Below are 14524 nucleotides of genomic sequence, written 5' to 3'. Positions count from 1 at the left end.
TCGGCTTTTTTGCCGAGGCTGGGCCTCGGCTTTTAGCTAATAAGGTTCCACATCCACTGTTATCAGCACTCCGCCTTCTCTTTTGCGGATGCCTATCACCTTTTTTAAAAGTGCTGTAACATCCTCTACCTTGTCTGATTTTAAGAATAGATTCCAGCGATACATGTTTTTTACGCGTGAGATAGGCGCTGGAGCTGGCCCAATAATCTCTATGGCCTTGGATTTATTGCTCTTCTCGAATTTCTCCCTTAACGATTCAGCTACCTTCATGACCTTTTCCTCTTTACGTCCCTTGAATGTCAGGGCAACCATATGACAAAAAGGAGGAAGATTTAATTCCTTGCGAAAAGAAACCTCCTTGCCATAAAATGTACTGTAATCGTGAGTCTTTGCTGCCTGAATCGCATAGTGAGCTGGTGTACAACTCTGTATGATCACTCTGCCGCCCAGATCACTTCTCCCTGCTCGGCCAGCGACCTGTGTAAGCAGATTAAATGTGCGCTCGCCTGAGCGAAAATCAGGTAGATTCAACGCAGTATCAGCTGAGACAACACCCACGAGCGTCACCTTTGGAAAATCCAGACCCTTTGCTATCATCTGTGTGCCCACAAGAATATCTATTTTATGATCTTTAAATTTAGACAATACCTTCTCATGCGTCCCACGCTTGCGAGTCGCGTCAGTATCCATGCGAGCGATCCTGGCACTCGGGAAAAGCCTGTGAATCTCGCTCTCGACCTTTTCAGTACCCAGCCCCCAGTATTTTACATAAGATGAATTACACTCTGGACAGACCTCAGGCGGATCGATCTTGTAGCTACAGTGATGACATATGAGTTTTTTCTTGTGAAAATGATATGTGAGGCTTACATTGCATCTCTTACACGTAAGCACATGGCCGCATTTTCTGCAGCTTATAAATGTCGAAAAGCCACGCCTATTTAAAAAAAGTATGATCTGCTTACCTTCAGAAAGATCCTTTTGTATCCACCTCTTAAGTAATTCAGAAAGAATAGGAAATCTTTTTACCCTTGTCATCTCATCACGCATATCCACGATATCTACCTCAGGTAAAAGCCTCGAGTCTATTCTCTCAGATAATTCAATAAGTTCATAATCACCTTTTCTAGCCGCATAATAAGATTCCAGCGAAGGTGTCGCGCTTCCCAATATAACAACTGCGTCTGAAAGACTAGCCCTTTTTATGCCTGCCTCCCTTGCATTATATCTCGGCACATCCATCTGTTTATATGACGTCTCGTGCTCTTCATCCACGACTACCAGGCCAAGATTTTTTAGAGGCGCGAATATTGCTGAGCGGGCGCCAACCACGATCTGCGCCTTACCAGAGGCTATTCTTTCCCATTCACCTGCGCGCTGCGAACCTAAGAGTCTGGAGTGAAGGACCGCTATCTTTTCTCCAAACCTGGCCCTGAAACGCGCAACAGTCTGCGGCGTCAACGAGATCTCAGGAACCAGCATAATGCTCGAACGCCCCGATTCAAGAGCATAAGCAATAGATTGCAGGTACACCTCTGTTTTTCCGCTGCCAGTTACGCCATGCAGAAGAAAAACCTTGTGGAGTTTATCGTTCACGCACTGTTTTATTGAATCAAGCGCGCGTTTCTGTTCTATATTTGGAGAAAGGTGCGTACCTGAACCATCTATGTACTCCACTTCATCCTCTTTCAGCTCTTTACTTTTCATGCGCCTTGTGCCTTTAAGGCTTTTTTTCAAGACACTGGGCACAGCTGCTGAGATCGCTTCTCCCCACGAAGAATAATAATGCTCTGAGATCCACTTCGTGAGTTTTAGCATGTTTTCATCTATAAGAGGAGACCTGTCCAGAACACGGGCTATAGGTTTGATATTCTTTATATCGCACTTTGAAGAAAGCGCCACTACATAGCCTGTTATGTGTCTGGGGCCAAAAGATACCTCTACACAGCTTCCTATCCGCACCTGATCTTTCAGACTATCCGGTATCAAATAAGAAAAAGGCCCTTCAACAGGCCTGTTCACGACTATGTCTGCGTATTTCATAGCTCTTTCAATATCTTTTTCATGTCCTGCCATACGAGTTTCTTCTCGCTGGAGTTACGTAAAAGATATGCGGGATGATAGGTGGGCATAAATTTTATACCTTTAAACTCATGCCAATTTCCTCTTAACTTACTTATCTGGGTTTCAGTATTCAGGAGCGTCTGGCTTGCAAATTTTCCAAGTCCGCAGATGACATTCGGCTTTATATTCCCTATCTGCTTATGGAGATAATCAATGCACTCGGAGATCTCTTCTGGCAAGGGGTTTCTATTATTAGCGGGGCGGCATTTTAAAATATTACAGATATATACATCTTGCCTCTTTAATCCCATTGCCTCTATTATCTTTGTTAAGAGCATGCCGGCCTTGCCAATAAAAGGCTGGCCCTGCATATCCTCGTCATATCCAGGCGCCTCGCCCACAAACATGAGCTTTGCGCTTGTAGAGCCGCTACCAAATACGACATTATGCCTTGTCTTAGCCAGGCTGCACTTCTGGCACTGCATTGTCTTTTGCTTTAAGGATTCCAAACCTTGCTTCTTTGATTTAGATGAAAAAAGATACTCTGTTACCCCGCCTTCCTTTTCCATCTGCAAATATGCCTTTATTGATCTTAGAATATCCTGCACCGTACTCTCCCATCGCTAAAGTAGACAAAACAGACAGTGACTGTTTTGTCTACTTTAGGTTGTTATGGCCTTGGGTGGAATTTTTTGTGGATAGACTTAAGCCTATCCTTGCTTACATGCGTATAAATTTGCGTCGTAGAGATATCCGCGTGACCCAAAAGTTCCTGCACTATTCTTAAATCTGCTCCTCGCTCAAGTATATGAGTCGCAAAAGAATGTCTGAGACTATGCGGCGTAATAACTTTTTTGATCCGCGCCTCCCTTGTATACTTTTTTATAGTCTTCCAGAATGTCTGGCGGGACATGGATTTGCCAAGTCGCGTCAAAAACAAGGCATTCGACACCTTTTTCTTTAAAAAGCTCGGCCTTGCCTTGTCTAAATACCTAACTATACTTTCCTTTGCCTTTTTGCCAAAAGGTATGATTCTTTCTTTTCCGCCTTTACCAAAGCATTTTACGAATCCAAGATTCATATTCACGTCATCCATCTTTAGATTTATAAGCTCTGACACACGCATGCCTGTCGCATACATGAGTTCTAGCGATGCCTTATCCCTTGCGCCCATTATCTCCCTTACATTGGGCATTCTCAGGAGTTTCTCTACCTCGTCCAGATCCATAGTATCAGGAAGCCTTTTCCATAACTTAGGCGACTCTATGACACTCGTAATATCGTCTTTTATCTTGCGCTCCCTGACAAGAAATTTAAAAAACGTCTTAAGGCACGCAAGCTCCCTGGACACAGAATTCGCTGAAAGCCCCCTGTCCTTTTCAGCAAGCATAAAAGACCCTATCATCTGCCTAGACACCCTTTCTATAGAAGCCACGCGCCGGGATTTCAGGTAATCAAAAAATCGCAAAAGATCTCTCTTATACGAAGATAATGTATTTTTGGCTAAACCGCGCTCTACGGAAAGGTAACTCAGAAATTCTTCTATAAGTTCATTCATAAGTTAATAACAAAAGGATTATTTGTTTTCTCGTGACCTATGGTAGAGGAAGGGCCATGACCAGGATAAACAATATAACCATCGTCTAATGTAAAAAGTTTTTCTTTTATAGCTAGGATTATATCTTCCTGCGAACCATACGCAAAATCAGTTCTACCTACACCTTCATGAAAAAGTGTGTCACCAGTAAAGATTACGCCGTCAGCCTTAAGGCAGATAGAGCCTGGTGTGTGGCCTGGGGTGTGAAGAACCTCTATTTCTACATTGCCTATTTTTAAGACATCACCTTCTTCTAAAAGCCTTTTTGCCTTTTTTGTCTTGAGTAAAAATCCAAGCATGCCTGAGAGATTCTTTGAAGGGTCTTGCAGGAACTCAGCATCTAATCGATGTATCCATATAGGTAAGCCAAATTCACTGTCAGCGCCTATGTGGTCGCCATGGCCGTGCGTGTTAATAACTGCCTTTGGCTTAAGGCTATCTCTATCTATGATCTTTTTTATCTTTTTATAATCCGCGCCTGGGTCAATGATAAAGACCTCTTTTGTAGGCTCATCTCCTACAATGTAACAATTCGCCTCCATCATGCCGACAACTATTGTCTCTATGTACATTATTTTCTCAATTCTAAAAAGTCTTTTACCTTAGAATAACTAAACTGTTTATCGATCTGGCGCTTTGTGTTCTCAAGTAACTGGGTCATATTATATTGTTCACTCTTGGATAATTTCTTCTTCCTGATATTCGGGTCAATGGAGCTTATCTTTTCTATAAAAGGTGCGAGTTCTTCTGCCTTGGGATCAGAAAGATACTTCCGCATCTCTTTTAGATTCATGATCGCCTGATCATAACACTCGATGCGCTTCTTGTACAGGCCATCCATTCTTTCTATTAGTTCTCCCTGCCAGGTTCTCCAGAATAGAAAACGTTTCTTATAAAGTTCTTCCACCCTTAGATCCTTTGCATAGTCATAGGTGGTTATAACAGGTCCTGCTTTTTCATCTTTCTTTTTCTTGCGAGTAAACTTCCTCTGTAAACCCGCACAGCCTGTAAGAGATATGCATAAAACTGCTATACAAATGTAAATAAAAAATTTATCCTTGTACATAATAACCTTTCTTTAAACCCTAAACTCTAAACAAATCCAAAACAGCGAGTTTTGAGTTTCGTGTTTTGAGTTTGTTTAGTGTTTAGAGTTTAGGATTTAGAGTTTAAATATTAGCTTCCTAAACTCTTCTTCATTTATGATCTTAACTCCCAGCTTCTTTGCCTTATCAAACTTTGACCCTGCTTCTTTGCCTGCAACCAAAAAGTCTGTCTTCTTGCTCACGCTCGACGACGCATTCCCACCCAACTTCAGTATCAATTCCTCTATCTCCTGCCTGCTATATTTTTCCAGCGACCCAGTTATAACAAACGTCTTACCCTCCAGGAGCCTTGTCCCTTGTCCCTTGCCTGCCCCGTACGAAATCTTTGATTTTCGTATGGGGTCACTTGTCACTAAACTTACGCCTGCCTTCTTCAGTTTCTCTATCACCTTCCTGTTCTCTCTAGACCTGAAAAAGCTACAGATACTCCTCGCCATCACAGGCCCTATCTCATTTATGGCCTCGAGCTCTTCTGTTTCCAAAGATGCTATTTTATCGAGCGAGTTAAATCTGGACGCAAGTATCCACGCTGCCCTTACGCCAACATGCCGTATACCCAGCCCAAAAACAAGGCGATTTAACTCATTTGTTTTACTCTTTTCAATTGCGCTTATTAAATTAGACGCAGACTTATCTGCCATTCTCTCAAGATCCGTGACTTTGTCAAGTTTTAAGCTATAGATATCACCATAGTCCTCTATTAATTCCTTATCTACCAACTGATTTACAATTGCCTCGCCCATGCCCTCTATATCCATTGCCTGCCTTGATGCAAAATGCTTTACTCTTTCTTTGAGCTGCGCAGGACAGCTGAGATTTTCACACCTTAGCGCGACTTCGCCCTCAACACTCTCTACCTTAGAATTGCACGCAGGACACCTCGAAGGCATTGAAAATTTCTTTTCCTTGCCTGTCCGCTTCTTTTTAAGCGCTTCCACTACCTGCGGAATGATCTCGCCTGCCTTTTCTATGATCACGTGATCACCTATGCGTACATCCTTACGCATTATCTCATCCTGATTATGGAGTGTTGCGCGAGCGACAGTTGAACCTGATAGTTCAACTGGCTTTAACATAGCCACTGGCGTAAGCGTACCTGTACGGCCAACCTGCACAACTATATCTTTTAAAACTGTCTCTTTCCTCTCAGCTGGAAATTTATAGGCAATCATCCACCTCGGGCTTTTGGAAGTCTGGCCCAGGGCTTTTTGACATGAAAACGAATCTACTTTTATGACCATGCCGTCAATATCATAGCCCAGGGAATCCTTTTTCTTCTCCCATGTGTCGCAATAACTGATAACATCTTCGATGGTATGGCATTTTTTAATGTAAGGATTTATGCGAAATCCAGCATCTTTAAGAAAACTAAGCGCCTCGGACTGTGTCTTAAATCCTGTACCTTCTACATACCCAACTCCATATATCCACATGCTCAAATGTCTTTTTGCTACCATTGAACTATCCAAGAGCTTTAAAGAACCAGCTGCGGCATTGCGTGGATTTGCAAAAAGGTCTTCGCCTATCTTTTCTTTTTCCTTGTTTATCTTATCGAATGACTTGCGAGGCATATATACTTCTCCGCGCGCCTCAAATAGATCCGGAGACTTTTTAGCAGCTATACTTAGCGGCAGACTCCTTATTGTCTTTAGGTTTATAGTAGCATTATCTCCTTTAAATCCATCTCCGCGTGTCGCGCCCTGGATAAATCTTCCTTTTTCATAGAGAAATGATACGCTCACCCCGTCTATCTTTAGCTCAACCACATAATCCAGCTTATCCACTTCCAGATTCTTTTTTACACGTTTGTCAAATTCTCTTATCTCATCTGCTGAATATGTATTATCCATGCTAAGCATGGGCTCTCTGTGCGAAACTGTCTCAAAACCCGCTAAGACCTCTCCGCTTACCCTTTGTGTTGGTGAATCTGGAGTAACTAATCCAGGGTGTGCTCTCTCGAGCTTCTCCAACTCCTTCATCAGACGATCATATTCCTGATCAGAGACCTCAGGCTTATTCTCAACATAATACCTGCGATCATGATGATCAATGATCTGACGCAGCTTTTTTATCTTTTGCTCTATATCTTTTTTCATCTCAAAATCTTATCTCAAACCTATTAAATTCCTGTGTTGGTTCCTGCCAGCTTATCTGTGTATCTTTTATATGAAAATCTGTAGTTACCTCATCCAAAAATCTCTTAATTTTTCCTTCTTCCCCCTCGCACACGACTTCCACCTTGCCATCGCTTAAATTCCTTGCCCAGCCAACCAGTCCAAGATTAGACGCAACTCTGCGCGCAGTGTACCTAAATCCAACTCCTTGAACTTGACCAGAGTAAAAAATATGTAGACGCTTATAAGACATGTCTCAGGTGGTCGGGGAGATGGGACTTGAACCCATGACCTCTGCGTCCCGAACGCAGCGCGCTAGCCAAACTGCGCTACTCCCCGTTCCAAATTTCCTGATGTCATGACATCAGGAAATTTGGAACGGGGCACGCCCCTTTGCCACTAAGAGCATGCTTATTATTTACCCCTTTTTTTCTATCTTCTTTCTATCCAGAGAATCTATGGTTGAAAGTTTATTATCGAACTTATCAAGACGGTCTTCTGCCCTGTCGTAACTGGATTTAATGTTCTCTATGTGCGTGCCCATCTTGTCGAAGTCCAGTTTGAATTTTTCAAGAGAGCCTTTTAGGGTTATTAGCTTCTTTATGACCTCCTGTGTCTTTTCTTCTATGCCCAAGCCTCTCAGGCCAAGGATAATAACCTGCAGATACGCGTAGAAACTGTTCGGTGAAACAGGTATGACCTTTCTTGATACGGCATGAGAAAATATTGACTTCTGTTCCCCGAAATCCTCATCCTTTATAATAGCCTCGTAGTAGACATTTTCAGCAGGTATATACATAAGCGCGAAATCATAGGTGTCTTCATCCGGAAGGATGTATTTACTCGCGATAGAGTTTATATGCTCTCTTATCGCTTTAACAAATTCTTTCTTGGCCCGCTTCCTGTCTTCATCATTCTCAGCCTTTATAAAACGCGTAAAGCTCTCCATGGGAAACTTTGAATCCACAGGTACCAGCTTCTTACCGATCTTTATCACCGCGTCCACTCTTTCGCCGCTCTTAAACGAATACTGCAAAGTGTAAAGATCCTTGTTTGGCATTATCTGCCCCAGGAGATTTTCCAGAAATAACTCCCCAAGGCCACCTCTCATTTTCGGCGCCCTAAGGATCTCCTGCAGGCTCGATATATCCCTGCCCACTTCATGGATCTGCTGCGCTCTCTGGTCCAGAGAACCCAGGCTCTGCCTGACCTCTCCAAAGACCTTTGAAGTGCTACTGAGCTGAGAACCAACGGAATTATTCATATTGTTCAGCTGTTTCAATATAAGGTCTGTATTCTTCGAAAGCGTATTGCTCCATTCTGTCCGAAGCGCATTGATCTTTTCATCACTCTCCTTAGAAGAAGAATCCTTGTGTTTCCTCGTCAAGAACAACACCAAAGCAACGATCACAAAAAACCATACTAGATTTATAACAATAAACATGGTACACCCCTTCCGTTAGTTTTATTATACTAGAACCAATATCAAGGTTCAACCTATATAGTTGTATTTTTTAAGAACGTTCTCTAGGCTGGGTTTTTGTGTTTGTTTGGCGAGATATTTTGCCAGTAGGTCTGTTTCTACGTTAAGAAAATCACCTTTTTTCTTTTTGCCAAAGGTTGTGACTTTTAAGGTGTGGGGGATTAAGTATACTGTGAAGGTCTCCCTTGTAACATTAGCCACTGTAAGACTGATCCCATCCAGGGCTATGGAGCCTTTTTCTACTACAAATCCTGAAAATTCAGCAGAGAGGGAGATTCTAAAACCAGTTCCACCTGAACCTTTTAGTATATCAATTATCCTGGCAGTGTAATCTATATGGCCGGTTACAAAATGACCGCCCATCCTCGAATCTGCTTTTAGGCTTCTTTCAAGATTTACAGGGTCATTGATCTTTAGCTGGCCAAGCGTAGTTCTTTTAAGTGTCTCTTGTATTGCGTCAAAACTAAGCACCTCGCCCTTTATATCTGTAACGCTGAGGCACGTACCATTAATAGCTATGCTGTCGCCTATCTTTGCATCAGATGAGACAAGTGCCCCTCTTATCCTAAGGCGATTTCTCGCTATTCCTGCAACTGAGCCCATTTCTTCAATTATTCCTGTAAACATGATAAGCTATCAGCCTTCAGCTATAAGCTGTCAGCTTTTATGTCTCCTTTTATTAAAATATCTTCTCCGATATTTTCGATTTTAATATCTTTCAACTTTATAGCCTTTTTAACTCTATCAACTCCTAAACCTTCTACTGAAGTCACGGCGTCTTTTCCTCCGATTATCTTTGGCGCTATAAAAAAGAAAACTCTATCCACTAATCCTTTTTCTATAAATCCTGCGGAGGTTTCGCCTCCACCCTCGATCAAAAGATGAGCTATCTCAAGTTCAGCAAGTTCCTTTAAGAGCGCTTTTAGGTCTATCTTCCTGTTCTTTCCAGGGTAGGTCAGTACAAGGACACCTTTTTTATTCAATCTCCTGATCTTTTCTATGGAGGATCTTTTAGATAAAGAACTTTTTAGTATGACGACTATGGAAAGACTTGGTGATTTCCTTGAAAAGATCTTTGCGCGTTCAGATACCTTTAGATCTGGGTCGAGCACGACCTTTATGGGAGAGCGAGCCCTCCTTGAGGTAAGCAATGGATCATCTTTTAAAATAGTATTTACACCTACCAGTATCGCATCGACCTGGCTACGCAATCTATGGCCATAATTTCTAGAAATATCAGAAGTTATCCACTTTGAATCCCTGCTTCTTGTAGCGATCTTTCCATCCAGAGACTCTGCCATCTTTAAAGTCACAAATGGCATCTTTTTCGTAATATATTTTGTAAAAACCTCGTTTAATTTTAGCGCCTCGTCCCGCAAGAGCCCCACGGACACATCGATCTTATTCTTTTTTAATATATCAATGCCGCGGCCGCTATTTAGAGGATTAGGATCTTTCATCGCACAGTATACTTTTTTTATCTTGTTCTTTATAATGGCGTCCGTGCACGGTGGGGTGCGTCCTATGTGCCTACATGGTTCTAGATTTACATAGAGCGTGGCGTCTTTTGCCCTTTTTCCTGCCTTTCTTAATGCAATGGCCTCTGCATGCAGGCTGCCAGGTCTCTTGTGATAGGCACTGGATATGATTTTCCCATTCTTTACCACTACTGCGCCCACCATTGGATTAGGATTGCTAGTGCCCCTGCCGTCTCCAGCCAGTTCCAGAGTCTTTCTCATAAAAAATTCATGTTTATTGATCATTTCAAGCCCTTAAGTCTTTCAACCAGTTCATACGGAATCTTTACCTTGCCTATCAAGATCTGTTTTTTGCCAAAGCCGTGACAGTCTGAACCGCCAGTCATGACTAAATTATATTTTTCAGCAAGATCATTAAATTTCTTTTCGTCCTTTTGTGTATTGTCAGAATGATATGCCTCTATGCCCTGTATCCCATCTTTCACAAGTAAGGCAACAAAATCTTCTAAAGGCCTATCTTTGGTATTAATCGTCTTTGGATGGGCCAAGACAGCCACTCCCCCCACTCCCTTTATCATATCCACTGCCTCTTTGGGCGAGAGTTTAAATTTTTTAACATAACATGGGCTACTATCTCCAATATACTCTTTAAACGCGCCAGATATAGATGAAACATAACCCTTTTTAAACAAAAGCTGCGCTATATGCAAACGCCCAACAGAACAACAGCTAGCCAATTTAAAAAGTTCTCCTTCATCCAGGTCAACATTGACCCTTTTTAGCCTTTTTAATATTTCTTTTGCGCGTTCTTTTCTGATATGGACAATGTGCTCCAATTTTTTCAAAAATTCCTGGTTCTGCCAGTCTATAAAATAACCAAGTATATGCAGGTCCCGATCATCCATCTCTGCGCTCAACTCTATACCAGGGATGACTTCTATACCAAGGCCCTTGGCTACCATGATAGCAGGCGCGATCCCTTTACAGGTGTCATGGTCTGTTATGGCGATCGCTGCCAGGCCCTTTGCTTTTGAATACTCCACGATTTTCTCAGGCGAAAACGTGCCATCTGACAGATTGGTGTGAATATGTAGATCTGCTACTTTTTGCATTCTGTCTTCCTGACCTTGTCCAGTATACCATTCACAAATTTTCCAGAATCAACATCTCCATATCTTTTGGCAAGCTCTATTGCCTCGTTTATGGAGACCTTTGGAGGAATATCCTCTCTATGCAGCATCTCGTAGATGCCCATACGCAGGACATTCTTGTCTATGACAGCTATTCTTTTTATGTCCCAGTTGTCAGCATATTTAGAGATAAGTTTATCTATACCGGAAAGATTTTCGCATGTGCCATCCACGATGGAATTCGCAAAATCCTTCACTTCCTTATCTGTCTTTTCTACGGACCAGAAATCCTTCATGCTATCCCTCATGGATTCCTTGGAGATCTCGATCCTATATAAGATCTTCAGGGCGCATTCCCGCGCCAATGTGCGTTTTCTCATTTTTAGACCTCATCCACTAAGTTCGCCATCTCTATTGCTGATAGAGCTGCGTCGCGGCCCTTATTGCCTTCCTTTGTGCCAGCCCTTTCTATCGCCTGTTCGATAGAATCAGCGGTGATTATGCCGAATATTGCGGGCACACCTGTAGCAAACGAGACATGCGCAACACCCTTTGCAACCTCACTGGCGATATAATCAAAATGCGGGGTAGAACCCCTGATCACCGTACCAAGACATATTACAGAGTCATACTTTTTAGATTTTGCCATACGGTGCGCTAAAACAGGGATTTCAAATGAACCGGGCACCCATGCTACTGTCACGTCGCTATCTTTCACGCCATGGCGCAACAAAGTATCCATGCAGCCTTCCAAAAGTCGGTTAGTAATAAAATCATTGAATCTGGAAGCAATTATACCAAACTTCTTCCCTTTTGCAATCAATTGCGCACTAATAGTCTTTACCATACCCTACCTCCTTCAATGAGCACGTGAGTTGAACCCCGTTCCAAATTCTTAAAGATAATCAAACAATCCATCAGAATTGTACGCAAGTAGTTCCAAAAAATAAATTGCGCATCACTCAGAATTTGGAATGGGGTTAACTATATTTTGTTAGTCTATGTCCTAACTTTTCTTTTTTTGTTCTTAAGTATCGCCTGTTCGAATGCGTCGGCTCCATCTCAAGAGAAACCCTCCTGACAACCTCAAGTCCATATCCCTCAAGCCCTACGATCTTTTTTGGATTATTGGTCATGAGATTTATCTTTTTCAGGCCCAGATCCACGAGTATCTGCGCGCCTATGCCATAATCCCTCAGGTCTGGCTTAAAACCAAGCGCCTCGTTGGCCTGAACTGTATCCAGGCCTTTATCCTGCAGGGCATATGCTCGTATCTTGTTCATAAGCCCTATGCCCCTGCCTTCCTGCCTCATATAAAGGAGTACGCCGCTGCCTTTTTGGTCTATGATCTTCATTGCCTGTCTTAACTGTTCGCCACAATCACATCTCTTTGAACCAAAGATATCGCCTGTAAGGCATTCTGAATGAACACGCACGAATACAGGGCCATTCACACTGAGGTCGCCTTTCACCAGCGCAACATGATGAGACCCATCTATGGCAGATTCGTACATATGCAATTTAAATTTTCCAAATTCTGTTGGGATCTGGGTTGAGACAATACGTTTTACAAGCTTCTCTGAGCGCCGCCTGAATTCTATCAGATCCGCGATCGTGCAGATTTTTAATCCGTATCTCTTTGAGAACTTCACGAGATCAGGCGTCCTTGCCATAGTACCGTCTTCCTTTATTATCTCGCATATGACACCGGCTGGATAAAGTCCGGCAAGCCTCGCCAGGTCAACGCATGCCTCTGTATGACCTGCGCGCGTCAAGATGCCGCCCTGTTTTGCCCTAAGAGGAAATATGTGGCCAGGCCGCACAAGGTCACTGGGTCTTGTCCTTGGATTTATAAGCGCCTTTACAGTAACTGATCGATCATGCGCAGATATGCCTGTCTTAACACCCTTTTTCGCATCAATAGAAATAGTCCACGCAGTCTTATAAGGATCCTGATTATCTTCGAACATAGGATGCAGCCCTAATCCATCTAAGCGCTTGCCCTCCATAGGCACACAGACCAAGCCCCTGCCATGCTTTATCATGAAGTTTATGGCATCTTTGTCAGCAAACCTGGCAGCAACAACAAGATCACCCTCGTTCTCACGGCCCTCGTCATCTATGACAATGACCATCTTGCCTCTTTTAAAATCCGAGATCACATCTTGAATGGCGTTAAATCTCATGACTCTCCTCTATTACCGTAAACCCCTCGACAAGCTCGGGGTTATTTAGTCCGCCTGAGGCGGACTAAATAAAAAACCCGAAGATGATCTTCGGGTAACATAGCGTTCTTGTCTTCTACCATCTAGCCTTTAACTATCGGTCTCGGAATCTCACCGAGTCTGCTCACCCTGCGTTATACAGGGGCTCGCGGACTATCACCGCCGGTGGGGAATTTCACCCCGTCCCGAAGATCAATATTTAATTGTATGAATTATTATATCAAAATATAACTAGTTGTCAATAAAATATATAGATTCCAACCTACGAGGTCGAACAGGTGGAGGTAATCAATTTCAAAAATTCCTTCGCAGTCCTATCCCATGAAAATTCTTTGGCCCTGTCAATACCTCTATTGGCCAGCTCTTTTTGAAGATCCTCGCTATTGAGGATCTTCAATATCCTCTCGCCAATATCCTTGTAATTCGCAGGATCTACGAGTAAGGCGCTGTCTTTACCTATCTCACCACATGAAGAAGTCCTGGACGTGACAACAGGCAGGCCATAACTAAATGCCTCTATTACTGGAAAGCCAAACCCTTCATAGAATGAAGGGTATACAAAAAGGGTTGCCTGTCTATATAGCCTGTCTAATTCCCCATCATCCACATAACCTTTAAATATTATGTCATTCTTAAACTCTGAGGCCTCGTATACCTTAAAGATATTCTCAAACATCCACCCCTTCATGCCTACGATATACAGTTTATGCTTTATACCATATTCTTTCTTCAGCCAATCAAATGCCTTAATAACCCCTTCCACATTCTTCCGAGGCTCCAGAGTCCCCACAAAAAGTATGTATTCCCCATTACCCTTGCCTGCCCCGTACCGGAGCGAAGCGACTGGTACGGGGTCCCTAACATTCACCCCAGGATATATAACAGTTATTCTCTTCTCGCCAACCCCATAAAACTTCACCAAATCCGCCTTAGTATTATACGAATCCGCTACCAGCACATCTGCCTCGCCCAAAACCCTCTTGAGCTTCTCATCTACTTCCTTTATTGTCTGTTCACTGTGCCCGTGCGGATATGCCTTGATGATCACGTCATGAATTGTAACAATATATTTTGCCTTCTTGGGCTTTTCTAGATCATAAGATGAGGTATGAAACACATCCAGATCCCGCAACACCCTGCAATGCGAAAAATTCGCGCCTGGCAATTTAGGCAAACGTCTCTTAAAATCCAGGATCTTTTTCCTGCTATACAGATAATAACTATTATCAGAATCCACCCTTGCCAGGGCATTGATCAGATTAAGCGTATATTTCCCTATGCCTGTTTTCTTTTTAAGCGTTGAGCGAATGTCAATTCCGATTTTCAT

At 42.8% G+C, this 14524-nt stretch carries 15 protein-coding genes, 1 tRNA gene and 1 riboswitch; all 16 genes read right to left on the bottom strand.

Annotation, left to right across the window (positions count from 1 at the left end; all coding sequences use genetic code 11):
- Positions 1-36: 36 nt before the first annotated feature.
- Positions 37-2076: a primosomal protein N' gene (gene priA, locus P9L93_07055; protein MDP8230841.1), complete on the bottom strand. Its 2040-nt coding sequence runs from the start codon at positions 2074-2076 to the stop codon at positions 37-39.
- Entirely contained in the window at positions 2040-2672 is a 633-nt protein-coding gene (locus P9L93_07050) for a uracil-DNA glycosylase (GenBank protein ID MDP8230840.1), read from the bottom strand. Before P9L93_07050 ends, priA begins: the two co-directional genes overlap by 37 nt.
- Positions 2673-2734: 62 nt before the next feature.
- The gene (xerD, locus tag P9L93_07045; GenBank protein ID MDP8230839.1) at positions 2735-3622 is read right to left on the bottom strand and encodes a site-specific tyrosine recombinase XerD; all 888 of its coding nucleotides are present in this window, start codon (positions 3620-3622) and stop codon (positions 2735-2737) included.
- On the bottom strand, positions 3619-4233 hold the full coding sequence (locus tag P9L93_07040) for an MBL fold metallo-hydrolase (GenBank protein ID MDP8230838.1): 615 nt from the start codon (positions 4231-4233) through the stop codon (positions 3619-3621). Before P9L93_07040 ends, xerD begins: the two co-directional genes overlap by 4 nt.
- Entirely contained in the window at positions 4233-4727 is a 495-nt protein-coding gene (locus P9L93_07035) for a hypothetical protein (GenBank protein ID MDP8230837.1), read from the bottom strand. The genes P9L93_07040 and P9L93_07035 overlap by 1 nt, the downstream gene beginning before the upstream one ends.
- A gap of 96 nt (positions 4728-4823) precedes the next feature.
- A complete protein-coding gene (ligA, locus tag P9L93_07030) occupies positions 4824-6863 on the bottom strand; it encodes an NAD-dependent DNA ligase LigA (protein MDP8230836.1) in 2040 nt (679 codons plus the stop codon).
- Between the two features lies 1 nt (position 6864).
- A complete protein-coding gene (locus P9L93_07025) occupies positions 6865-7134 on the bottom strand; it encodes an acylphosphatase (protein ID MDP8230835.1) in 270 nt (89 codons plus the stop codon).
- Positions 7135-7142: 8 nt separating this feature from the next.
- A tRNA-Pro gene (locus P9L93_07020) sits at positions 7143-7220 on the bottom strand.
- A gap of 79 nt (positions 7221-7299) precedes the next feature.
- Positions 7300-8325 (bottom strand): DNA recombination protein RmuC, encoded by a 1026-nt coding sequence (locus tag P9L93_07015; protein ID MDP8230834.1) that lies wholly within the window; start codon positions 8323-8325, stop codon positions 7300-7302.
- 48 nt (positions 8326-8373) lie between these two features.
- Positions 8374-8991 (bottom strand): riboflavin synthase, encoded by a 618-nt coding sequence (locus P9L93_07010; protein ID MDP8230833.1) that lies wholly within the window; start codon positions 8989-8991, stop codon positions 8374-8376.
- 20 nt (positions 8992-9011) lie between these two features.
- The gene (gene ribD, locus P9L93_07005; protein MDP8230832.1) at positions 9012-10127 is read right to left on the bottom strand and encodes a bifunctional diaminohydroxyphosphoribosylaminopyrimidine deaminase/5-amino-6-(5-phosphoribosylamino)uracil reductase RibD; all 1116 of its coding nucleotides are present in this window, start codon (positions 10125-10127) and stop codon (positions 9012-9014) included.
- Positions 10124-10954 carry a PHP domain-containing protein gene (locus P9L93_07000; protein MDP8230831.1) on the bottom strand — a complete coding sequence of 277 codons (831 nt, stop codon included), beginning with the start codon at positions 10952-10954 and terminating at the stop codon, positions 10124-10126. The genes ribD and P9L93_07000 overlap by 4 nt, the downstream gene beginning before the upstream one ends.
- A complete protein-coding gene (nusB, locus tag P9L93_06995) occupies positions 10942-11352 on the bottom strand; it encodes a transcription antitermination factor NusB (GenBank protein ID MDP8230830.1) in 411 nt (136 codons plus the stop codon). The genes P9L93_07000 and nusB overlap by 13 nt, the downstream gene beginning before the upstream one ends.
- 2 nt (positions 11353-11354) lie before the next feature.
- Entirely contained in the window at positions 11355-11819 is a 465-nt protein-coding gene (gene ribE / locus P9L93_06990) for a 6,7-dimethyl-8-ribityllumazine synthase (protein ID MDP8230829.1), read from the bottom strand.
- 133 nt (positions 11820-11952) lie between these two features.
- Positions 11953-13158: a bifunctional 3,4-dihydroxy-2-butanone-4-phosphate synthase/GTP cyclohydrolase II gene (locus P9L93_06985; GenBank protein ID MDP8230828.1), complete on the bottom strand. Its 1206-nt coding sequence runs from the start codon at positions 13156-13158 to the stop codon at positions 11953-11955.
- Positions 13159-13264: 106 nt separating this feature from the next.
- Positions 13265-13394: riboswitch (FMN riboswitch) on the bottom strand.
- A gap of 65 nt (positions 13395-13459) precedes the next feature.
- Positions 13460-14524, bottom strand: coding sequence for a glycosyltransferase family 1 protein (locus P9L93_06980; GenBank protein MDP8230827.1), 1065 nt, complete (start codon positions 14522-14524; stop codon positions 13460-13462).

The organism is Candidatus Gorgyraea atricola (assembly GCA_030765235.1).
GTDB lineage: Bacteria > Omnitrophota > Gorgyraeia > Gorgyraeales > Gorgyraeaceae > Gorgyraea > Gorgyraea atricola.
This window is presented reverse-complemented; position numbering and strand designations above follow the sequence as displayed.

What these genes read in the sequence shown, in the direction of transcription:
- priA (MDP8230841.1), bottom strand. Translation starts at nt 2,076, where the DNA reads ATGGCAGGACATGAAAAAGATATTGAAAGAGCTATGAAATACGCAGAC.
- xerD (MDP8230839.1), bottom strand. Translation starts at nt 3,622, where the DNA reads ATGAATGAACTTATAGAAGAATTTCTGAGTTACCTTTCCGTAGAGCGC.
- P9L93_07040 (MDP8230838.1), bottom strand. Translation starts at nt 4,233, where the DNA reads ATGTACATAGAGACAATAGTTGTCGGCATGATGGAGGCGAATTGTTAC.
- P9L93_07035 (MDP8230837.1), bottom strand. Translation starts at nt 4,727, where the DNA reads ATGTACAAGGATAAATTTTTTATTTACATTTGTATAGCAGTTTTATGC.
- ligA (MDP8230836.1), bottom strand. Translation starts at nt 6,863, where the DNA reads ATGAAAAAAGATATAGAGCAAAAGATAAAAAAGCTGCGTCAGATCATT.
- P9L93_07025 (MDP8230835.1), bottom strand. Translation starts at nt 7,134, where the DNA reads ATGTCTTATAAGCGTCTACATATTTTTTACTCTGGTCAAGTTCAAGGA.
- P9L93_07015 (MDP8230834.1), bottom strand. Translation starts at nt 8,325, where the DNA reads ATGTTTATTGTTATAAATCTAGTATGGTTTTTTGTGATCGTTGCTTTG.
- P9L93_07010 (MDP8230833.1), bottom strand. Translation starts at nt 8,991, where the DNA reads ATGTTTACAGGAATAATTGAAGAAATGGGCTCAGTTGCAGGAATAGCG.
- ribD (MDP8230832.1), bottom strand. Translation starts at nt 10,127, where the DNA reads ATGATCAATAAACATGAATTTTTTATGAGAAAGACTCTGGAACTGGCT.
- P9L93_07000 (MDP8230831.1), bottom strand. Translation starts at nt 10,954, where the DNA reads ATGCAAAAAGTAGCAGATCTACATATTCACACCAATCTGTCAGATGGC.
- nusB (MDP8230830.1), bottom strand. Translation starts at nt 11,352, where the DNA reads ATGAGAAAACGCACATTGGCGCGGGAATGCGCCCTGAAGATCTTATAT.
- ribE (MDP8230829.1), bottom strand. Translation starts at nt 11,819, where the DNA reads ATGGTAAAGACTATTAGTGCGCAATTGATTGCAAAAGGGAAGAAGTTT.
- P9L93_06985 (MDP8230828.1), bottom strand. Translation starts at nt 13,158, where the DNA reads ATGAGATTTAACGCCATTCAAGATGTGATCTCGGATTTTAAAAGAGGC.
- P9L93_06980 (MDP8230827.1), bottom strand. Translation starts at nt 14,524, where the DNA reads ATGAAAATCGGAATTGACATTCGCTCAACGCTTAAAAAGAAAACAGGC.